This window comes from Streptomyces sp. NPDC058683, from assembly GCF_042716195.1.
Taxonomy (GTDB): Bacteria; Actinomycetota; Actinomycetes; order Streptomycetales; family Streptomycetaceae; genus Streptomyces.
Genome location: NZ_JBHXSK010000032.1, coordinates 92,453 through 112,511, shown reverse-complemented (window position 1 = coordinate 112,511; position 20,059 = coordinate 92,453). Strand labels below are relative to the sequence as shown.

The window sequence follows — 20,059 nt, the reverse complement described above, 5'->3', positions numbered from 1 at the left end:
TTTGGGGGCCCTGGACACACCCCCCCCCCCGCCGCCCACACCCACCCGCCAGATCCGCTCGGCCGCCCCGGCGGCGGCCCCCCGCCCCCGCGGTCCCGGTACGCGGGCATCGGCACGCCCACGCCGCGAACCGGGCGGATCACGTACGGCCGCGTGTGATCCGTACCGGCTGTGTGGTGGGTGCCGGACACCGGCCGACCCGGCCACGGCAAACGGCGGCCGTGCGTGCGGCCTGCCTCGTCGCCTGCCGCCTGGCCGAGGGCGGCCGTCGGCTCGTCGGCGGAGTTGTCCTCCTTGCCCTTCAGGCCCAACGGCCCGGAGCACTGCTGTGCGTGCCGCTCCGCCTCGCGGCAGGCCATACCGCCGAGCTTCAACGGAAGAGCCACGTTCTCCGGCGCCGGCAGTTCGGGCAGCGCCTCCTTCCTCTCCCTCGACGTCGAGACGCGCAAACGAGGCCACCGCCCTCAAGTACGTCTCCACGGCGCTGAGGAACCTGGACCCCTCACAACAGTCAAGATCAGCGGCTGAATTCACACACCCCTTGCCCGCTGACGTGTCACAGAACTGCCCGGTCCCCGGTCTCACCTGACGACCCTTGGAATCCTTCACGGAGACGAGAAAGACCATGACCGCATTCCAGGCCCTCCCATCGAGCGTCGAATCCTGGAGGTTTTCTCTGTCATGGCTGCAGAACAAGGCGACCACACAACGCATTGGCGCGAACAGGGAGCTTGCGTACGCAACGACCCCGATTTGTTCTTCCCCATAGGCAACGGCGGCTTGACGCACATTCAGATCGCCGAGGCCAAGGCCGTCTGCCGTCGTTGCCCGGTCATGGATCAGTGTCTCGCCTGGGCCATGAACGTCGAGCAGGTGGAAGGCATCTGGGGCGGAAAGACGGAGGGCGAACGCCGTCTGATGAGGCGGCGGGACGGCGCTGAGCAGCACCTCGGGGCCATGCGTGTCACATCAATGCCTCATGCCCGGTCATAGGGGTGGAAGCAGTCATGAGCCTGCTCGCCCAAGGAGTGCAGATTCGGCGCTCCGCCGTCTCGGTCTCATGACATAAAGAGCGTCCCTTTCGGGCCGGATGAGAAATGGTTTCAGGGACATGGATGATCAGAGCCAGAAGGAAGAAGCGGGCGAAGGAGGCGGTGGGGAGCGGATTGCCCGTTGGGCGGACGGACGCCTGGGCCCGTACAGCCTGATCCGTGCTAAAGCACGTAGGGTTTTTCCGGACCACTGGTCCTTCTTGTTGGGCGAGATCTGTCTCTACAGTTTCATCGTTATCATCGTGACAGGGGTCTATCTGACCCTGTACTTCCATCCGTCAATGAAAGAGGTGCAGTACAACGGCAGCTACACGCCGTTGCGGGGGCAGACGGTGTCGGAGGCGTTCAACTCGACCATGCACCTCTCCTTCGACGTCCGGGGCGGCCTGTTGATCCGACAGGCCCATCACTGGGCAGCCCTGGTGTTCATCGGGGCCATGCTCGTCCATATGCTGCGCGTATTCTTCACCGGCGCGTTCCGCAAGCCCCGCGAATTCCAGTGGCTGTTCGGGTTCCTGCTGCTGGTACTCGGAATGTTCGGGGGGTTGACCGGATACGACCTTCCGGATGACCTTCTCTCCGGAACCGGGCTCGCCGTCGTGAACGGGACGATCCTTTCCATACCGATCGCCGGAACCTACCTTTCGGTGTTTCTCTTCGGAGGCGAGTTCCCGGGCGGTGAACTGGTGGCGCGCTTCAACACCATCCATGTTCTGATCATCCCTGCCATCATGGTGGGACTGCTCGTGGCCCATCTGATCCTGCTGCTCCACCACAAGCACACGCAGTATCCAGGTCCGGGCCGGAGCAACAAGAATGTGGTGGGCCTGCCGCTCAAGGTACGGGCGGTGAAGTCCGCGGGCTTCTTCTTCCTGGTCGCCGGTGTCATCTTCACCATCGCAGCACTTGTGCAGATCAATCCCATCTGGCTGTACGGCCCCTACCGCGTCGACCAGGTCTCGGCCGGATCGCAGCCCGACTGGTACATGGGCGTGGCGGACGGACTGCTGCGAGTCATGCCCGGCTGGGAAATCGACTTCTGGGGCCACACTCTGGCACTGGACAACCTGATTCCGCTGATGGCAGGCGTCGGCCTCTTCCTGGCCATGGGCGCATATCCGTTCATCGAGTCTTGGGCGACCGGGGACGATCGTGACCAGCACCTTCTCGACAGACCGCGCAACCGCCCCGTGCGAACGGCGCTCGGTGTCGCCTGGATCAGTTTCTATCTGGTATCGCTCATCGGTGCCGCGAACGACATCATCGCCACCCGGTTCCATGTCTCGGTCGAATCAGTGACGTGGGCGGTCCGTATCGGCCTCTTCGTCGCGCCTCTCGCGGCTTACGCCGTGGCGAAGCGGTTCGCCCTCGGTCTGCAACGCAGCGATCGCGACAAGGTACTGCACGGCCGCGAGACCGGTGTCATCAAGCGCTTGCCGCACGGCGAGTTCGTCGAGGTGCACCAGCCTCTCAGCCGGGAGGAACTCCACCTTCTGACACAGCATGAGCAATACACGCCGATCGCACCCGGTGCGAACGGCAACGCGGAGAGCCCCGCTGCCGGCACCCGCCTTGCCCGCCGTCTGCGTGTCAGGTTCAGCCGTGCCCTCTACGGCGAAGGCTCGCAGATCCCCAAGCCGACCACGCAGGAGTACCAGGAGATCGCCCATGAGCACCTGCGCTGACAGAGCAGCCATAAGCCGACGGTAGGGAACCGCACTGCCTCGATTCCTCGACCACGCGTCGCGGATGGCGCGCAGCAGACCGGACGCGCGGCCGGTCCCGACTACGTCAAGCGCCGCCACCGTCCTCACCCTGGAGCGGCAACGCTGAAAACGCTCAGTGACCCGCGTCCCTCGGCTCAACAGCACGTGTGGGTATCTGCGAGTCGGTGAGGCGCATCAGCGTGACACGGCCCGGCGCCGACAGCGAAGAGTGCACACCCGGCAAGACGCGGTTGAGCGCGTCACGTCCTCCGCCTCTCCACGGTCTATCCAACAACATGAGTCAACCAGTCGGTGTGGGAGAGAGGTTCGGAAGACTGTGCCGAGAACATGTCTCATAGTCGACTACGGCGGTGTGCTCACGACATCACTCGATGATGCGGTGCGTGGCTTCGAAGACCGTGAAGGCCTTTCCGAAGGAGCGGTGGAGCGCACCTGGTATCGAAACCCGGAGATGGTCGCGCTCACTCACGACCTCGAACGGGGCAGGGCCACTCAGTTCGACTGGAACCATCGCATGGGCCAGGCCCTGGGCATCGACAGCACCGACCTTCTGGGCAGGGTCTTCGCGGATTCCCGTCTCGACGAATCCATGGTGTCGGTGCTGGCCAGGGCCCGCGCCTCCGGACTGAAGATCGGTCTGTTGTCCAACAGCATGGGCTTGGCCCCGTGGAACATGTATCGAGGCTTCGACATCGACGCGGCCTTCGACGCGGCGCTCATCTCCGGGCAGTACGGACTGCGCAAACCGGAGCCGGCTGTGTATGAGCTCATCCTCAAGATGCTCGAAGTGCCCGGCGAGAAATGCGTCTTCGTCGATGACAACGCGGTGAACCTGCCGCCCGCCGAGGCACTGGGAATGGCCACTGTCCTGCATCGCAGCGTGGAGCACTCCACGACGCGGCTCGGAGAACTGCTGGGCGTCGCTCTCGGGCCGAATCCGTGAGCCCGGAGACTGCTTGAAGGGGGAAGCGGCGACGTCGCGAGCCGCCTCACCGCAGGGGACAGTGCCGAATCGCTGTCACGGACACAGGAGCAGGTAAGGTCCGGCCGTCCGGGGAGTAGATGCCGGCCGTCGCGAACGGAGACTCATGCCGAACGTGCGGGCCTCGTCCGGGACGACCGGTACCCCGCGCCGCCCTGTCTCCTTCTCACCTGATGAACTCGATCTCGTGGAGTCAATCCGCCGAGGCGTAGGTGGAGATGTGGCCGCCAAGTCCCAGCCGGTCGGACGGGGAGGCTGTCGCCATGGACATCACAGGCCGACGGTCAGGGTCGCGCGAGCCACTCGTTGAAAGTCCGGTGCCCGAAGCTGCAGGCCTCCGCCTCGGGCAGCAGAGTCCGCTCCTGGAGCTCCACGCCGAAGACAGGAGCGTGCGCGTCGGCGATCACCGCACGCCTGTCACCCTGCGCGGCCAGCAGCTTCTGGGTGAGCTCGTCGAGACGGCCCTCGTCCGGACCGGCGACCTCAAGCACTCCGAACAGCGGCACGCCGACTGCGACGTGAGCGACCGCGGCAGCGACATCGTCCGTCGCCACGGGGCGTGTCAGGACGGGTGCGACATGGACGCTGTCCGTGTACGACACCGAACACGACATGTCCTCCACAGACTCGAAGAACGGTGTGGCACGCACAATGGAGTGGGGAATCGGCGAGCGCCGTACCAGCTCCTCCTGATCTGCCTTCGCGCGGAAGTACCCGGCTCGCAGCCGGTCTGCCCCTACGACGGACAGAATCACATAGTGTTCGGCGCCGGCCGACCCGGCGGCCTCCAGCAGATTGCCCGTGGCGGTACTGAAGAACTCCACGCTCGCGGTCTCCGCACGGGAGGGCGCATCGGCGACGTCCACCACCACGTCCGCGCCGCGTAGGGCCTTGGGAAGGCCCTCCCCGGTCATGACATCGACGCCTTCCCTGCGTGATACGAGAGCAACCTCCACTCCGTGGTCCCGAAGCCTGGCGACCGTCTTGGAACCGATCAGACCGGTGGCTCCTACAACAACGACTCTCATCTGGGTTTCTTCCCGTCGGGGGGTGTGACCCCGCTGATGCCTCCGCACGCCTGACGATGACGTCAGCCACGCACCACACGTAGGACAGTGTTCACCCCGATGTTGTGACACCGCGCCAAGACCCGTGCTCGCTCCGAACGGCATCTACGAAGAATGGACGCAGCCCCCTGTGTCACAGATCCACTGTGCGCCCGGTCATCACTGCGGAACGTGCACGGGACCAGGACATGGGAACACGCGGACGACCAAGGGGGCGTCCGTCCGGAGACATTCCGGTCGCGAGGTACGTCTGGCTCAGGACACAGTGGATCTACGGAGGTGCAACACAATGTCGGACAAGGATGCAGCGCACGGTCACGGTGAGCAGTCCCTCTCGGAAGGGTGGAAGACGGCGGCGACGATGCTCCAGGACGCCGCACCGATCACCGTTCCCGAGGGTGCGTCGGCGATGACTATTCATGTCGAGTGGGAGCCCGGAGACCCGGGAACGCCGCCACACCGCCACTCGGGACCTGCGTTCGGATACGTCGTCGAGGGTGCCGTCCGTTTCGAACTCGAGGGCGAGCCCGAGCGCGTGATCGAAGCCGGCGGGACGTTCTGGGAGCCGGGTGGTGATGTGATCCACTACCAGGACGGCAACGCGCTGGCGGATGCGCGGACCCGGTTCGTCGTCACCATGATGTGCGCACCGGGCAAGCCCATGCTCGAACTGGTCAGTGAGAAGGAACTGGCCGAACGGGCCCGGCTGCGTGTCCCGCGCCCCACCGACTGACCAACCACCCACTCACACCATGCAGTTCCGGCACGGATCCTGACCGTTCCGTGGGAGGGTGCGATTCGGCATGAGTGCCACTGAAGTCGTCCACTACATGCTGACCGCCCTGTTCGCGGCGGCCGCTGTCCACGCGCTCCGGCAGGGTGTCCCGACACGGACCCGTGCTTGCCGCAGCCACGTCGACCACCTGCTGCACGCCGCCATGGCCCTGGCCATGGCAGTGATGCCGTGGAGTTGGGGCAGCGCCCTGCCGGAGCTGCCCCTGTCGGTCTTCTTCGCCGCCGCCGCACTGTGGTTCCCGCTGACCGCCGTCAGGTCCGGCCAGGAGCGACAGCTGTCGGCAACCCTGAGGAGTCTGCCCTACGCGGTCGGCATGGTGGCGATGACCTGGATGTCGTACCGCGCGGCGGGCCATGACCACCAGACCATGGCCGAGGGCGTTCCGACAGCACACCAGACCATGCATCTCAGCCCCTTCATGGGTGCGTCGAAGGCCGACAACGTCGTCACAGGAGTGTTGGCGCTGTACCTCCTCACATGTTCTCTTCGCTCACTGACCCGTGACATGCCCGCACTGCGCGCAATCACCGAAACGGCCGACAACTCGACCAGCCTCAAGAGTGTTTACCACCGCTTCTGGGACGGAGCGACAGCCATGGGAACGGCGGTCATGCTCCTGATGCCCCATTGACTCCTCGCCGGCGCACATCACAACCGGGGTGGCCTGTCGGTCGGAATATGAGGTTTGACGCGGCTTGTTGGACGGGCTCCGTCAGAAACCGGGCGTCTGACAGCGTTTGTCACGGTGAGACGGCGGCGGGAACAGGCCCCGCCTGTCAGGGAACGCCGACACGTATCACGCTGCCCTCTTGGGACAGCCCCTTGCAGTACATCAAGGCCCGCGGCCGCGGACACCTCGCCGGCCCGTTCGCCATGGACCGCCCCTGCCATGTCCGACACCAGAAGGAGAATGACATGACCACCACTCCCCCGGCACCGCCGGAGGACCTGCTGGGCGCCGACTTCTACCTGTACGAGGCGCTTCTCGCCGACGACGAACGCAAGATACTGCGCAAGGCCCGCGCCTTCCTGCGTGACGAGGTAAAGCCGATGGTCAACGGGTACTGGGACAAGGGCGAGTTCCCCATGGAGCTGATCGAGAAGTTCCGCGGGAGCGGGCTGACCGCCCTGTCCTACGAGGGCTACGGTGAGCACCTGCCCGCCGCCGGCCATCTGCTCACCGGCATGCTCGCGATGGAGATGAGTCGCGTCGACGCCTCGGTCGCCACCTTCTTCGGCGTCCACAACGGGCTCAGCTTCTACTCCATCTACACCGGCGGCGACCAGGAGCAGCGGGAGAGGTGGCTGCCCGCCATGGCCTCGATGGAGAAGATCGGCGCTTTCGCCATGACCGAGCCGCTGGGTGGCTCCGACGTCTCCGGTGGCATGCGCACCACCGCCGAGCTCAAGGGTGACACCTGGGTCCTCAACGGCGCGAAGAGGTGGATCGGCAACGCCACCTTCGCCGACCACGTCGTGGTGTGGGCGCGGGACGTGGACGACAACCAGGTCAAGGGCTTCGTCGTCGAGAAGGGCACCCCCGGCTTCGTGCCGGTGAAGATCGAGGGCAAGATTGCGCTGCGGATCGTGGAGAACGCCGAGATCGCCCTGACCGACGTACGGGTGCCGGAGGCGAACCGCCTCCAGAACATCAACTCCTTCAGAGACGTCGCGGAGATCCTGCGCTTCACGCGCAGCGGTGTCGCCTGGCAGGCTCTGGGTGTCATGATCGGTGCCTACGAGCTCGCGCTCGCCTACGCCAAGGGGCGTCAGCAGTTCGGACGTCCGATCGCCGGGTTCCAGATGGTGCAGGACCTGCTGGTGAAGAGCCTGGGCGACATCACCGCCTCCTGGGGCATGCTGGTACAGCTGGCCCGGCTGCAGGACCAGGGCATCTTCCGCGATGACCACTCGGCGCTGGCCAAGGGGTTCACCACGTCCCGGATGCGGGAGGTCGTCGCGTTCAGCCGCGAGATCTTCGGTGGCAACGGCATCGTCCTCGACCACGACGTCGCACGGTTCTTCGCCGACGCCGAGGCCCTCTACTCCTACGAGGGCACCCGCCAGATGCAGACCCTCATCGTCGGCAAGTCCATCACCGGGCACAGCGCCTTCGTGTGAGCCGGGCTGCACGCTCCGAGTAAGCAGAGGGAAAGAAGTCATCGCCTCGGCTGCCGCGTGCGCCACAAGGAGCCGGTGTTCGCCGGGATGCGCAGGTCGCGGATCCGGTTCGCAGACGCGGAGCAGAAGCGCGACGGCCCCGGATGGGGGAGTTCAGCCTGTTGCGGCCGCAGAGGCGGGCTGTGGGAACGTGTCCTCACGGCAAGGCGCGATGCCGACCGTCCCGCACGGACCCTCGCCGGGCTCGACGGTCCGGTTTCGTGCGTGGCACCGAACCTGGCGGTGCTCGCCGGGGCACCGCTCATTCGGCCCCGTCGGTGGTATCACGCCGTTCAACGGCCAGCCGGGTCAGTTCGACGCGGGTGTTGATGCCGAGCTTGGTGAAGATGTGCCTCATGTGGGTGTTGACGGTGTGCACGGACACGTAGAGCCGGTCGGCGATCGCCCGGTTGGTGAGGCCGTCCACGACGAGCGGGATCAGTTTCCGCTCGGATTCGGTCAGACTCCCCCACCCCTGGGAGCTGATCGTGTCGTGGCGCGGGGCGCCCGCGCGCACGCCGAGCTGCCGAAGTCGCCGCCGGATCCGTTCGAGATCGCGTAGGGCTCCCGAGGCCGACGCCAGCTGACCCGCTTCTTCGAAGTAGGGGATCGCCTGCGCCGTATCGGCTGATGTGGCCATGAGCTCGCCGAGGTCCTCGCATGCCGCAGCCAGAGCCAGTCGCCTGCCGGTGCTCCGGTAGCCGGTGATGGCGGACGTGAGTGCACGGGCGTCGCTGTGGAGCAGGCCGTCCACATGGGCACGGGCGGCCGCGACGATCTCCTGGCTGTCGTCCCGGGCGGCCAGGGTGCGCAGTGCGCCGGACACTGCCTGCGCGACCGATGGCTCCGCGCCGCGCAGCGCGATACGCACGATTCCGGGCCAGTGGGACGGCGGAAGGGTGAGCAGCCGTGTCGGCTCGCTGTCCTCGAAGTTGCCCGTGAGTGCCATGGCCGCTGCCTCGCTGCGGCCCTCCGCGTCCGCCAAGCAGGCGCGCGCAAGAGACACCCACAGGCCGTACCGCTGCGCGTTCGTGCCGGAGCCGGCTTCGGCGGCGCGGAGATGGTCCCTCGCCTTGGCAAGGTCACCGCGCCTGATCTCCACCAGTGCCAGCACGGAGCGGGCCTGCGGATTCGGCTGGGTGATCTCGAGTTCGTCCGCCACCGCCAGACCGGCCTCGGCCTCCACCGCCGCGTCGTCCAGCGCGCCCTGTTCGAGCAGGGCGCAGGCACGGCGGGCGTGCCAGTGGGGAAGCGACCAGCCGAGGCCCAGCACCTCCGCTTCGTGCTGTCCCTCACGCAGCACCCGCTGGGTGTCCGCGAGCCGGTCAGTGGTGGTCAGTACGGTGGCCAGCCACAGCGCCGGAATTCTCGGGGGCCGCAGGTAGGGCACGGTGGGCTCGGTGCAGGCGCGTACGGTGGCTGCCTCGGCAAGCTCCAGAGCTCGGGCCAGGCGCCCACGGTAGAAGGACGTCTGCGACTGGAACACCATGCCACTGACGACGATGGCCGGATCGTGGCTCCGGTAGGAGGCCGCGACCAGGCCGGTGTCCGTCTGCTCGGCAGCGGTGATGTCTCCGAGGTACACATGGCCCGTCCCCTGCGTCTTCAGCAGCAGGACACGCAGGTCGGACGGCAGCGCGGGGAGATCCAGGGCCTGCCGCAGGTGTGTCATGGCGGCGGCGTCATCGCCCGCGGCCTGGTGTATTTCGGCGGCCACCAGGCGCAGGTTCGCCTCCTGCAGCGGCTCCAGACCGTCCGACAGGGCGGCGTCGACCAGATCGAGCGCCTCGTGAACCCGGCGAGTCCGGCCGAGGTACTCGGCGGCGTCGGTCAGCAGACTGACGCGACGCCGGTCGCGCAGGGGCAGCAGGCCGGCGATCCGCTGAGCGAAGTCCGCGGCCGCGTCGGGTGCCGTCGACGACAGTTCCCGTACGGCGGTGTGCAGCGTGCTCACGGCGGCGTCGTCGACCGGGCCGCCCGCCATGACGACATGCCAGGCCACCTCCGCCGATCGTGCCCCGGTGGCGCGCAGACTCTCGGCGGCCTCCCGGTGCAGAGCGGTCCGTACGGCCGGCGGCAGGTTCTCGTGGACGGTCTGCCTCAGGAGGTCGTGACGGAAGGCGAGTCGCGGGCCCTCCGCCGAGAGCAGACCGCCGTTCAGGGCGGCCTCCACTCCTGACAGCAGGCTGCCAACCTGCCTGCCGAGCATGCGGGCGGCCGTGCCGAGGTCGAATTCGCGGCCGAGGACCGAGCCGATCTGGAGCACGCGCACGGCGTCCTCCGGGAGCTGCTCCAGACGCGCGGCGACACTCTGACGGAAGCCGACGGGAATGTCGCGGTAGAGGCGGCCGGTCGCGCCCGCCTCCGCTTTGACGGCATCCGCGTCAGGAAAAGAGCGCACCAGTTCGATCGCCAGGAACGGATTGCCCGCGACGCCTCGCAGCAGCCTGGCCAGACCGGGTGAAGGCTTCGCCCCGAGTACGTCGGCCGCGATGTTCTCCAGTTCCTGCTGTGGCAGGGGGCCGAGGGTCAGCCAGCGGGCTCCGAAGCGTTCGAGGTCCTCCCGCACCCTGGCCACGGTCGGCCGCTCGGTCTCCGACCGTACCGCCAGCACCCACAGGATCCGCGAGGCCGCCAGTCGTCCGGGCAGCGTGCGCAGGGCGAAGAGCGTGGCCGGATCGGCCCATTGCGTGTCGTCCACGAGCACGAGCACCGGCGCGCGCTGAGCCCGGTCCTCCAGAGCGTCCGCGATGCTGTCCAGCAGCCAGAGCCGCTGGTCGTTCACGGCTGCGGCGGCTCGGGCGGAACCGTCGGAGGCCTGCAGGACGGACTGCAGGGCGGCCCCCGCCGCGTATTGATCAAACTCGTCGGCCCGTACGGAGACCACATCGAACCCGCACCGCCGCGCCCGACCGTCCAGCTCCGCGAGCAGCCGGCTCTTGCCGACGCCGGGCACGCCTTCCACGACGACGCAGGCGCCCCGTCCGCCACGCACTGTCACCAGAGCTTCGCGGACGGCCGCGATCTCACGGTCCCGTCCCCTGAGGCTCAGCCCGGACCCAGCCTGGTTACCGCGCCCGGGGTCCAGGTCGCCCGTGGGGTCTGTGCTGCGCATGGGGCAAGCATGCCGCAGGCCATATGTGCCCTCAACGCCGGTCCCCTTGAGCTGGGGATCTCCGCACGGACTTCGCGCTGGTGCGCACCGCCAAGGGAGACCAGCAGGGGAATCCCGTGTTCGGCAGGTCGACCCGCGGCTTCCCCCTGGCCGCGGCGTCGAGCGGCCGTACACACATCAGCGGCGTTCCTGCCTCATCGCGCGCTCCTACGGAGTCGACGGGCTCCGTCCGGAACCGGCCTGTATGAGCCGGCAGGTCAGTCGGTGGGGCGCGGGGCGCGTAGATGGGCCCGCTCCCTCAGCTCCTGCTCCTCGACCAGGGTGAGCATCGGCTGACCCGGCGCGCACATCATGAACACGATGTACTTGGCCGGCACGTCCGACGAGGCGTTGCCGTTCTGGTAGTGGATCACCTCACCGCCCGGCTCCCAGAACGTCTCACCGGCATTGATGACGCGTTCCGGCTCACCTTCGAGCTCCCACCGGACCGCTCCTTCCAGGACGTAGCCGAAACACGGTCCCGAGTGACGGTGCGGAGGAGTCCCGGGGTCGCCGGGCGGCCACTCGACGAGGATGGTCATCCCCGAGGCACCCTCGGGAACGAAGGGCGGCTTGACGTCCGCCAGCATCCTGGGGCCGAACGTCGACTCGTTGTCCTGTTCGGCGGTGTCGTTCGCTGAGTCCTGTGCCGACACTGCTGCACCTCCGTAGGCCTGCCCACAACGCCAGCTGCCGCACGCGCGGAGCTCCAGGACCACCCTGCCTCCTGTCGGGCGCCCTCACAAACCAGGAGCCCCCGCGGCATGGAGAACACACCTCGCCATGGAGAACACACATCACGCGGAAGGCGATCCGCCGCCTCGTCGCTCCTGGACACGGGTGGGCACCGGCGAGCGCATTACCAGGGCACGGGACCGCGTCCCGGGGCGACACCGGAGTCTGCGGGCGACCCTGAGGCGAGGACGGGTCGCTCCTCCGGCGTGGGTGGTACCCCAAGGGCCCGTGCGAGTGCTGATGCGGGGGCCAGATCTGCTTCGGCCCAGACCACCTTGCCACCCGACACGGAGCGGAAACCCCATCTGCGGGACAACTGGGCGACCAGGAAGAGGCCTCGGCCGTTCTCGTCGTGAGTGCGTGGGCAGAGCACGCGTGGGGAGCAGGCGCTCGTGTCGAACACCTCGCAGGTCAGGACCTGGTGCCGGATCAGCCGCAGGCCGATCTGGCCGCCGCCGTGGCGGACGGCGTTGGTGACCAGTTCACTGACGATCAGCTTCGTGGCGTCCTCAAGACCTCGCAGGCCCCATTCGGCCAGCTGGCGGGCGGCCAGGTGCCGGGCACTGCGGGCAGCGGTCTGGTCGCTGGGCAGCATCCAGGAGGCCACCTGGGCGGGGCTGAGCGTGCGGGTCCGGACGAGGAGCAGCGTGGCGTCGTCGGAGGGTGCCTGCCCCGGGAAGGCCTTCATCGCGCGGCCGCAGAGTTCTTCCAGGGAGCGGCTCGGTTGTGCCAGAGCTGTGCCGAGGCGGTGCATTCCCACGTCGATGTCGCGGTCGCGGGTCTCGATGAGGCCGTCGGTGTACAGGGCGAGGAGACTTCCCTCGGGCAGTTCCAGCTCCACGGCCTCGAAGGGGACTCCCAGCCCGATGCCCAGCGGGGTTCCGGTGGGCAGGTCGGGGAAGGCGACCCGCCCCTGCGGGTCGATGATCGCGGGCGGGGGGTGCCCGGCCCGCGCCATGGTGCACCGGCGGGTGACCGGGTCGTAGACCGCATACAGACAGGTGGCACCCACAGCCGGGGGGGGTACTGCTCCAAGTCGTCGGCATCCTCCTCGGCCAGCCGCTGGACGGTGTCGTCGAGGTGGGTCAGCAGTTCGTCTGGGGGCAGCTCCATGTCGGCGAGCGTGCGCACGGCGGTGCGGAGCCGGCCCATGGTCGCGGCGGCGTTGATCCCGTGTCCGACCACATCGCCGACGACGAGCGCCACCCGCGCGCCGGACAGCGGGATCACATCGAACCAGTCACCCCCGACACCGTGATCCATGTCAGCGGGGAGGTAACGAGACGCCGTCTCGACTGCCGCGCCGCCCTTCAAACGGTGCGGGAGCAGGTTCCGTTGGAGGGCGAGGGCAGCGGTGTGCTCGCGGGCGTACTGGCGCGCGTTGTCCAACGCCAGCGCGGCACGGGTGACGAGTTCCTCGGCGAGGAGCACATCGACCTCCTGGAACGGCCCCTGGTCCACGGTTCGGATGAACAGCACCATTCCCAGCAGGACGCGCCGCGCCCGGATGGGGATGATCATCAGGGAGTGCATGCCGTTCTCGTGGATCTTCTGCGCCCGTACCGGGTCCTGGTCGATCCAGGTGCCCGGAGCGGTGTCCAGGACCGGCTCCAGATGGGGCCTGCCGGAGCTCAGGACGTCGGTGAACGGTGAGGCAGACGGCCAGGGGACCACCTGACCCTGCACCCACGGGGACTCCGGGACCCCATGACGGATCGAGGCCAGACCGGCGCGCCTGAAAACAGGGAGGCGCTCGCCCGTGAAGCCGACGTGGACCGGGGGCCCTTCGCCACTGGGAACTGACTGCTCAAGGTCGACGGCGACGTAGTCGGCGAGCAGAGGTACGGCCAGGTCGGCCAGGTCCTGGCTGGTCTGCATCACGTCCAGACTGCTGCCAAGGCGGGTGCTGCCCTCGCTGAGTATGGCCAGGCGGTCGCGCGCCCGCCGGCTCTCGGTGACGTCGACGCTGATGACGCACACCCCCAGGACCAGGCCGTCGGCGTCCTGGAGGCTGAAGATCGAAGCTGCGAACGTGTGCTCCCGATAGGGGTTCGACGGCAGCCGCGTCCGGTAGTCGTGAACCTTGGTGGGCCCGCTCCGGACAGCCTGTCGCATCGCTGATTCGAGTGCTTCGGTCTCGGCGCCGGGCTGCACATCGGTGAATCGACGTCCGAGCCGTCGGTCGCGGGAAATGCCGTCGTGGCTCTCCATCGTGTCGTTCACCCAGGCGCAGCGCAGTTGCGGGTCCCCCACGACGATGCCCATCGGGACACGGGCGAGCAGCGACTCCCGCACCAGTCCGTTCGTCGCTTCCCCGGAGACCTCGCCGATGTCGGTCACGGACACGAGCCACCGGACCGTTTCGCCCTGCCCCCACAGCATCGAGACCCGCAGGCTCACGTCGAGCCCATGACCATCTCTGTGCCGCACCGTCGTCGTGCCCGACCAGCCGCGCTGGGCGCGGCACTGCTGAACGAACTCCGCCGTCGTCGGCGCTTCTTCGGAGTACGGCAGTACGGCTGAGGCCGACCGGCCCACGACGTCGCCGGCGGAGTACCCGACCAGCCGCTCGGCGGCCCGCGTCCATCCGACCACCGTCCCCTGCTCGTCGAGCATCGCGATCGCCGACTCCGAGGGCTCGCGGATGTTCGACTGCTTACCGGGCATCGCTTCGTCAGTGCTGATCATCGAATTCGTTGTCCTCGGATAGGTAGCGGCGGGGCAGACGCCTGCGGCACGCCGTGCTTCGTCACCGTTCTCAATTCCGGATTCGGACATGAGCTGAATTGCGCCCCTGCTTTTCCCTTTTCAGGCCATTGACCGGCCGCCGTTCTGATCTGTGACAAGGGGTGCTGCCGCGATGGTGGGCTCAGGCGGCTCTCCCGCGCGGGATCGGCGGCTGCGGACGTACGGTGCTGGTATGTGCGCCATACGGGAAGACGGCGCGGTACCGCCCTACGGGCCCCGTCCGTCCCCGCCCGCCTCCGGGCCGATTCGCCGGGCGGAGCTGGACCGGCTGCTGGAGTTGGCCGTGCACGACACGGGGGTGTTCGCGGGTGCGGTCTTCTTGCTGGCTTCCCACGGCCAGGCACTGCAGTTGGAGGTGGCCAAAGGGCTGCCCGCGGAATCTCTGACGCCCTGGTCCCGGGTGGCGCTGTCCAGTCCTGTTCCGGTGGCGGAGGCGCTGCGCCAACGACGACTGGTCTGGCTGAGCGACCCCGAGGAGCTCGCCCGGCGCTATCCGCGTACGGCGATCGCACTTCCGTACCACTGCGCGGCGGCCGCGGCACCGATCGTCACCGGCACCAGAGACTGGGGCACGCTGCTGCTCCTGTGGCCCGGCTCCGACACCCCCGGGGCCGCCGGTCCGGAGCCCGATCAGGTTGCTGCCGTCTGTCGCCGCCTGGGACGGTTCCTGCGCGCCGCCGCCGATACCGGCCACGCCGTCCGTCCGGGACCGACACCGCGCACCCTGCCGCAGGCGCCGGCCCATAGCCGGGATCCGGCCGAGGCGCTGGCCGCGACGGACCTCGTCGAGCGGTTTCCGGAGGGCATCTGCTCGCTCGGCCTCAAGGGCGAGTTCACCTACGTCAGCGCCACCGCCGCCACCTTGCTCGGCGGCAGCGTCCCCGAGCTGACCGGCACACGTCCCTGGCAGTCCCTGCCCTGGTGCACCGACTCGCCCTTCGAGGAGTGCTTCCGCGGCGCCCTGGTCAGTCACAGACCCGTCTACTTCACCGCCCTGCGTCCGCCGGACCAGTGGCTCGCGTTCGAGCTCTACCCCGACGCATCCGGGGTGAGCGTCCGTATGTCGCCGACCGGTCCGGGCCCGGCCTCACGGGCCGGGCCCGCCAGGACGGGGACGTTCCTGGGCGAGCGGATCCCCCTGGGCGAGGTCTACCAGGTGCTCCACCTGGCCGCGGCCCTCTCCGAAGCCGTGGGCGTGCGTGACGTGGTCGATCTGATCACCGAAGAGATACTGGCGACCTTCGGGGCCCGGACCGTGGCCCTGCTCGCGGCCGAGGACGGCAGAATGCGTGTCATCGGCCGTCGCGGATACAACCCCGGGCTCCTGGAACACTTCGACGGAGCTCCGCTGACCTGCCCGGCGCCCCCGGTCCGGGTCCTCGCCACCGGGCGGCCCTGTTTCTTCGCCACGTTCGAGGAACTGTCCCACGCCTACCCGCCCGTCGTTCGTCAGGAAGGGCTGCATGCCTGGGCCTTTCTGCCGCTGATCACCTCCGGGCGCCCGGTGGGCTCGTGCGTGTTCGCCTTCGATCGCCCCCACCCCTTCTCCGAGCAAGAACGGGTCGTCTTCACCGCACTCGCGGGACTCGTCGCGCAGGCACTGGAACGGGCCCGCTTGTACGACGCCAGCAAGGAGCTCGCGCAGACGCTGCAAGCGGCCCTGCTCCCCGACTCGCTGCCAGACGTCCCGGGTCTGGATGCGGCGGCCCGTTACCTGCCCGCCGCCCGTGGCATGGACATCGGTGGCGACTTCTACGACCTGGTCAGGGTGGACGACACCACCGCGGTCGCGTTCATCGGCGACGTTCAGGGCCACAACGTCACCGCCGCCGCGCTCATGGGCCGGATCCGCCCCGCCCTCCGCTCCCACGCCGTCACCGGAACCGCGCCGGTGCAGGCCCTCACGCAGGCGAACCGCCAACTGGTCGACCTGGACCCGGGCCGCTTCGTCAGCTGTCTGTACGTACACCTCGACCTCGCACGCCGCCGGGCCGTCCTGGCCACCGCCGGGCATCCCCCGCCGATCCTGCGCCACCCCGACGGACACGCCGAGGTCCTTTCCCTGCCGCCCGGGCTGCTGCTCGGCATCGACCCCGACACGGACTATCCCTCCACCGAGATCCCGCTGACGCCCGGCACCGTCCTCGCCCTGTACACCGACGGACTCGTCGAAACTCCCGGAGTCGACCTGGACGATGCCATGTCCGGGCTCGCCGCCCGGCTCGCCCAGGCCCGGTTCCAGCCGATGGACCGGCTCGCCACAGCCCTGATCGACCACGCACGGCGAACCGCTCCCATGACGGACGACATCGCCCTGCTGCTCATCGGGCTCGCCGCCACCGGATAGGGCAGAGTGCTACAGCCGTGTGCGGCAGCCGATCCGTACCGCGGCGGCCCGCCCGGCCGCGTTGGAGCGGCGACGGCCACACCCTGCGACCCGGTGTCGGGATTGACCGTCCTGATCGAGTGAGCGTGCGGTCACCCGGGATGCGTGATCAAGACCGGTGAGGCGATCCGGGAGCCGGCCTGCCCCGCGATCCACTGCCAGGACCGGCAACGCCTGGCGGCCTGTGCGCGCCGTCCCCGGTGGGCAGACGCGCAGCCGCTGGATCGGTCCCTGTTCGACCACAGTCCGCTCCACCTAGGGCCCGGTCATGGCAAGGGCGGTGAATTCCGAGCGGACAGAGCCCGGTCGAGGAGTCCGGGGAGCGTGCCTCACCCATCAGCCGACGCAAGACCAGGAACAGGTGCGCAGCGGGCGCGGGAGCCCAGAAACGCGGCGATCTTGCTCGGGTTGAACACCCACATCACCTTGTGTATGCCTTCCCTCGAAGCAGCGATCGTCAGGATCGTGGTGGGGGAACCGTCGCGGTACAGCATCACACTCGTACGGCCATTGACCTGGACCGGTCGCAGGTCCGTGTCCCGCCAGAACCGTGGAGTGGCGGTCGCCAGGTTGGCCACACGCGCACGGCCCACCACAGGTACACGCGCGGCGCCTCGGAGACCGTTGCCGTCGGACAGGCTGACGATGTCGGGGGCGAGGACGGCTTCCAACGAGGCCACATCCCCGGTGCGAGCCGCTGAGACGAAGGCATCCAGCAGGCGTCGATGCTCCACCGCGTCCACGCTCACCCGCGGCTCGCCCGACAGGCGCTTGCGCGAACGGCTCACGATCTGGCGGATGTTGACGACGCTGAGCTGCAGGATCTCGGCAATCTCCGGATAGGAGTAGTCGAACGCCTCGCGCAGGACGTACGCGGCCCGCTCAGTGGGACTCAGCTTCTCGAGTACCAGCAACAGGGCCAACTCCAGAGCCTCCGCCCGCTGCGCGCCCACCTCCGGATCCGCACTGGTGTCGACGGGCTCAGGCAACCACGGCCCGATATAGGTCTCCCGGCGCACCCTCGCCGACTGCGCCACGTTGATGGCCAAGCGAGTCGTCGCGCTCGACAGGAAGGCCACCGGGCTCACCACCACGGACCGGTCGGTCTTCTGCCAACGCAGCCACACCTCCTGGACCACGTCCTCAGCCTCGACCACACTGCCGAGCACGCGGTAGGCGATCCCGAAGAGGCGCGCGCGGTACTGCACAAAGGTGGAAACAGCCTCGTCAAGGTCACTCGTCGTAGGGGACGACTTGAGATACATGATCCTTTGGTCCTCGTTCCTCCGGATACGGCTGTCGCGTGGCGGGATCACTTCGCTACCGCGCGCAAGCAGCTGGCTTCGACAAGCCGTCCTGCGACGTGTTCCTCACGGCCGGCGTCGCGCCGGGCATGAGGCTTCGCGTGGCTTGTTCGGGTGGTGCGGGAAATGTGGCCATCGGCACATGGGAACGTCGCAGGCTGTTGCCGGAACAGCGGCGGTCAGGCAGAGACACCCCGGTCTCGCGATCCGCCCCTTGGTTCACATCAGGACTCTGAGCAACAGCTGCACTTCTCTTCGGGTAATGAGTGCACTCTTCGCCAACCAGACCAGACTGGGCCATAACGACGCCTGGCCGCATCGCATGATCGAGTGATTCGGCCGAGCGGCAAGGGCGTCAAAGCAGCCCCGGTTCGCGGCAACGGCCCCCTGTCTCGCCTCCATGTCCTCGCGCGGGACACCGAGTGCGCCATAGCACTGCTCGCCGACTCGCTTCCCGCTCTCGGCCAACGACCAGCCGGCCGACACGTAGGCGTGCCACGGCAGGCGGTTCGATCCGGACGGCGCCTCACAGACGTCCAACACCGCCCGCCTCCCTCATCCGCTCGATCTGTCGCACCATTGACCGGCGGGGATCGAAAGATGTGACACGGAGCCCAACACACCATGAGCGGCAGTCGCACCGGAACGCTCCTCACAGCCAGCGTGGCCGAGGGTGCTCCTGAGGCGCATCGCATGATCTAGTGATTCGACTCGACCGCCAAAGTCACGTGATCGCTGGGGCAGTGAGGCCTGCAATCGTGGCGGATCCTCCGCAGAGCACGATGCAGCCTGGTCAGACGTCACGGTGCCTTTGCAGAACGGCGCATATCATGTCGGCGGGGTACCCGTTTCCGCGTCCGGGCCGAGCGGCACGCAGCTGAGTCGGGACGTGGTCGGAGGGGTACAGGATGAGAGGAACGCATGGTCTCCGTAACCCACTCGACGCACGACATCGAGGTCACCGCCGAAGGCCTCCAAGAGGATTTGGCCCGCCTGCAGATCCAGAAGCAGGCGCTGGAGAGGGAACTGGCGGCGGTCGTGGCACATCTCAGCTCGGTGCGGCGGGCTCTCAGCGCCTTCGAGTCCTTGATGCGTGCCCCGGCTGCCACGGAGCAGGTCCAGGTTCCGAAGCCCGTCGTCCCGCAGGCCGAGATTGTCTCCACCGAGTCCACCAAGTCCGCCGGTATCGCGACGACACCTGCACCTCGGGCGCAGAAGTCGCCGAGCGAGAGCGAGGACGCGGACCGTCCTGCTCCAGCTGGGGACGACACGGACGGGCAGAACAAATACGGCCGGCTGACCGAGCAGATCATGGAGTACTTCGCCGCAGCCGACGACGTCGATGTACGGGCCCGTGATGTGGCCGCCGCTCTGGGCCGTGACTCCGACAGCGGAAGCATCAACGGGGTTCGCAGCACACTTGATCGCCTCGTCGGCGCCTCTCGTATCCAGCGGACCGGGCGAGGTCTCTACCGCGCCCGTCGTTCCTAGAGTCAAGGCCACTCAAGCGGCGCCCGGCAGTTCAGCTCAGCGATCCCAGGAGCACAGCGAAGCACGAGGCCATGGCCACAGTGACAAGGATCATCGCGGTGAGCGTTCCTCGTAGCCATCGTGTGAAGCGGACACGGTGCTGCTGCTGCACCTCGCTGATGCTCGCGGCGATGTGTTCCGTCACCATGCGTGCGACGTACTTCTGTTCCTTGAGGTACCAGCTCTCGATATCCGCCTTCTGCTCCTGGGTCATCCCCGGCACCCGCGTGGTGAATACCGCCACGCGCTGCCGTGCTGCTTCGAGATGAGCGTGCCGATACAGGAAGGTCTCGATGTCGGTCAGGCCGCGCGCGGCCTCCTTACTCGTGTTCATGCTGTGCTCCAGGAAAGGCGGTAAGCCCGGGTGCGGGAAGGCAGAAACACCCTCAGCGCTTGGTAGGTGGACGAAGGCAGGGGC

14 protein-coding genes and 2 pseudogenes are annotated in these 20,059 nt (G+C 67.9%); 8 read left to right on the top strand and 8 right to left on the bottom strand.

All coding sequences use genetic code 11. From position 1 onward, the window contains the following. Positions 1-681: 681 nt before the first annotated feature. The 3 genes from ACFWXC_RS31675 to ACFWXC_RS31665 all read left to right on the top strand — a co-directional run bounded on the left by ACFWXC_RS31675 (position 682) and on the right by ACFWXC_RS31665 (position 3,722). A complete protein-coding gene (locus ACFWXC_RS31675) occupies positions 682-993 on the top strand; it encodes a WhiB family transcriptional regulator (protein ID WP_384483820.1) in 312 nt (103 codons plus the stop codon). A 118-nt stretch (positions 994-1,111) separates the two neighbouring features. Further along, positions 1,112-2,737: a cytochrome bc complex cytochrome b subunit gene (locus ACFWXC_RS31670; RefSeq protein ID WP_384483818.1), complete on the top strand. Its 1,626-nt coding sequence runs from the start codon at positions 1,112-1,114 to the stop codon at positions 2,735-2,737. A 358-nt stretch (positions 2,738-3,095) separates the two neighbouring features. Then, positions 3,096-3,722, top strand: a complete 627-nt coding sequence (locus tag ACFWXC_RS31665) for an HAD family hydrolase (protein ID WP_384483816.1) — start codon at positions 3,096-3,098, stop codon at positions 3,720-3,722. A 323-nt stretch (positions 3,723-4,045) separates the two neighbouring features. On the opposite strand, the gene ACFWXC_RS31660 is transcribed toward ACFWXC_RS31665, so the two are convergent. Further along, on the bottom strand, positions 4,046-4,789 hold the full coding sequence (locus tag ACFWXC_RS31660) for an SDR family oxidoreductase (protein WP_384483814.1): 744 nt from the start codon (positions 4,787-4,789) through the stop codon (positions 4,046-4,048). Between the two features lie 328 nt (positions 4,790-5,117). On the opposite strand from ACFWXC_RS31660, the gene ACFWXC_RS31655 reads away from it, so the two are divergent. The 3 genes from ACFWXC_RS31655 (at position 5,118) to ACFWXC_RS31645 (ending at position 7,745) form a co-directional block, all read left to right on the top strand. After that, positions 5,118-5,561 (top strand): cupin domain-containing protein, encoded by a 444-nt coding sequence (locus ACFWXC_RS31655; protein WP_384483813.1) that lies wholly within the window; start codon positions 5,118-5,120, stop codon positions 5,559-5,561. A 70-nt stretch (positions 5,562-5,631) separates the two neighbouring features. After that, positions 5,632-6,255, top strand: a complete 624-nt coding sequence (locus ACFWXC_RS31650) for a DUF5134 domain-containing protein (protein WP_384483811.1) — start codon at positions 5,632-5,634, stop codon at positions 6,253-6,255. A gap of 284 nt (positions 6,256-6,539) precedes the next feature. Further along, positions 6,540-7,745, top strand: a complete 1,206-nt coding sequence (locus ACFWXC_RS31645) for an acyl-CoA dehydrogenase family protein (RefSeq protein ID WP_384483809.1) — start codon at positions 6,540-6,542, stop codon at positions 7,743-7,745. Between the two features lie 301 nt (positions 7,746-8,046). Here the strand turns inward: ACFWXC_RS31645 and ACFWXC_RS31640 are convergent, their stop codons facing one another. The 5 genes and pseudogenes from ACFWXC_RS31640 to ACFWXC_RS31620 form a co-directional block, all read right to left on the bottom strand. After that, the gene (locus ACFWXC_RS31640) at positions 8,047-10,899 is read right to left on the bottom strand and encodes an AAA family ATPase (RefSeq protein ID WP_384483807.1); all 2,853 of its coding nucleotides are present in this window, start codon (positions 10,897-10,899) and stop codon (positions 8,047-8,049) included. A 257-nt stretch (positions 10,900-11,156) separates the two neighbouring features. Beyond that, positions 11,157-11,528, bottom strand: coding sequence for a cupin domain-containing protein (locus ACFWXC_RS31635; protein ID WP_384483880.1), 372 nt, complete (start codon positions 11,526-11,528; stop codon positions 11,157-11,159). Between the two features lie 269 nt (positions 11,529-11,797). Continuing rightward, the gene (locus tag ACFWXC_RS31630; RefSeq protein ID WP_384483878.1) at positions 11,798-12,361 is read right to left on the bottom strand and encodes an ATP-binding protein; all 564 of its coding nucleotides are present in this window, start codon (positions 12,359-12,361) and stop codon (positions 11,798-11,800) included. Further along, a pseudogene (locus tag ACFWXC_RS31625) lies at positions 12,362-12,631 on the bottom strand (PP2C family protein-serine/threonine phosphatase); the annotation flags it as partial. Between the two features lie 149 nt (positions 12,632-12,780). Further along, positions 12,781-14,289: pseudogene (locus ACFWXC_RS31620) on the bottom strand (PAS domain-containing protein); the annotation flags it as partial. 304 nt (positions 14,290-14,593) lie between these two features. On the opposite strand from ACFWXC_RS31620, the gene ACFWXC_RS31615 reads away from it, so the two are divergent. After that, complete coding sequence (locus ACFWXC_RS31615; RefSeq protein WP_384483805.1) at positions 14,594-16,768, top strand: SpoIIE family protein phosphatase; 2,175 nt, start codon at positions 14,594-14,596, stop codon at positions 16,766-16,768. 368 nt (positions 16,769-17,136) lie between these two features. On the opposite strand, the gene ACFWXC_RS31610 is transcribed toward ACFWXC_RS31615, so the two are convergent. Further along, complete coding sequence (locus ACFWXC_RS31610; RefSeq protein ID WP_384483803.1) at positions 17,137-18,072, bottom strand: RNA polymerase sigma-70 factor; 936 nt, start codon at positions 18,070-18,072, stop codon at positions 17,137-17,139. A 960-nt stretch (positions 18,073-19,032) separates the two neighbouring features. Between ACFWXC_RS31610 and ACFWXC_RS31605 the strand changes: the two genes are divergently transcribed. Further along, entirely contained in the window at positions 19,033-19,602 is a 570-nt protein-coding gene (locus ACFWXC_RS31605) for a hypothetical protein (RefSeq protein WP_384483801.1), read from the top strand. A 31-nt stretch (positions 19,603-19,633) separates the two neighbouring features. Here the strand turns inward: ACFWXC_RS31605 and ACFWXC_RS31600 are convergent, their stop codons facing one another. Further along, on the bottom strand, positions 19,634-19,975 hold the full coding sequence (locus ACFWXC_RS31600) for a hypothetical protein (protein ID WP_384483799.1): 342 nt from the start codon (positions 19,973-19,975) through the stop codon (positions 19,634-19,636). Between the last annotated feature and the right edge of the window lie 84 nt (positions 19,976-20,059).

What these genes read in the sequence shown, in the direction of transcription:
- ACFWXC_RS31645 (WP_384483809.1), top strand. Translation starts at nt 6,540, where the DNA reads ATGACCACCACTCCCCCGGCACCGCCGGAGGACCTGCTGGGCGCCGAC.
- ACFWXC_RS31655 (WP_384483813.1), top strand. Translation starts at nt 5,118, where the DNA reads ATGTCGGACAAGGATGCAGCGCACGGTCACGGTGAGCAGTCCCTCTCG.
- ACFWXC_RS31640 (WP_384483807.1), bottom strand. Translation starts at nt 10,899, where the DNA reads ATGCGCAGCACAGACCCCACGGGCGACCTGGACCCCGGGCGCGGTAAC.
- ACFWXC_RS31650 (WP_384483811.1), top strand. Translation starts at nt 5,632, where the DNA reads ATGAGTGCCACTGAAGTCGTCCACTACATGCTGACCGCCCTGTTCGCG.
- ACFWXC_RS31605 (WP_384483801.1), top strand. Translation starts at nt 19,033, where the DNA reads ATGGTCTCCGTAACCCACTCGACGCACGACATCGAGGTCACCGCCGAA.
- ACFWXC_RS31635 (WP_384483880.1), bottom strand. Translation starts at nt 11,528, where the DNA reads ATGCTGGCGGACGTCAAGCCGCCCTTCGTTCCCGAGGGTGCCTCGGGG.
- ACFWXC_RS31610 (WP_384483803.1), bottom strand. Translation starts at nt 18,072, where the DNA reads ATGTATCTCAAGTCGTCCCCTACGACGAGTGACCTTGACGAGGCTGTT.
- ACFWXC_RS31600 (WP_384483799.1), bottom strand. Translation starts at nt 19,975, where the DNA reads ATGAACACGAGTAAGGAGGCCGCGCGCGGCCTGACCGACATCGAGACC.
- ACFWXC_RS31675 (WP_384483820.1), top strand. Translation starts at nt 682, where the DNA reads ATGGCTGCAGAACAAGGCGACCACACAACGCATTGGCGCGAACAGGGA.
- ACFWXC_RS31660 (WP_384483814.1), bottom strand. Translation starts at nt 4,789, where the DNA reads ATGAGAGTCGTTGTTGTAGGAGCCACCGGTCTGATCGGTTCCAAGACG.
- ACFWXC_RS31670 (WP_384483818.1), top strand. Translation starts at nt 1,112, where the DNA reads ATGGATGATCAGAGCCAGAAGGAAGAAGCGGGCGAAGGAGGCGGTGGG.
- ACFWXC_RS31630 (WP_384483878.1), bottom strand. Translation starts at nt 12,361, where the DNA reads ATGAAGGCCTTCCCGGGGCAGGCACCCTCCGACGACGCCACGCTGCTC.
- ACFWXC_RS31615 (WP_384483805.1), top strand. Translation starts at nt 14,594, where the DNA reads ATGTGCGCCATACGGGAAGACGGCGCGGTACCGCCCTACGGGCCCCGT.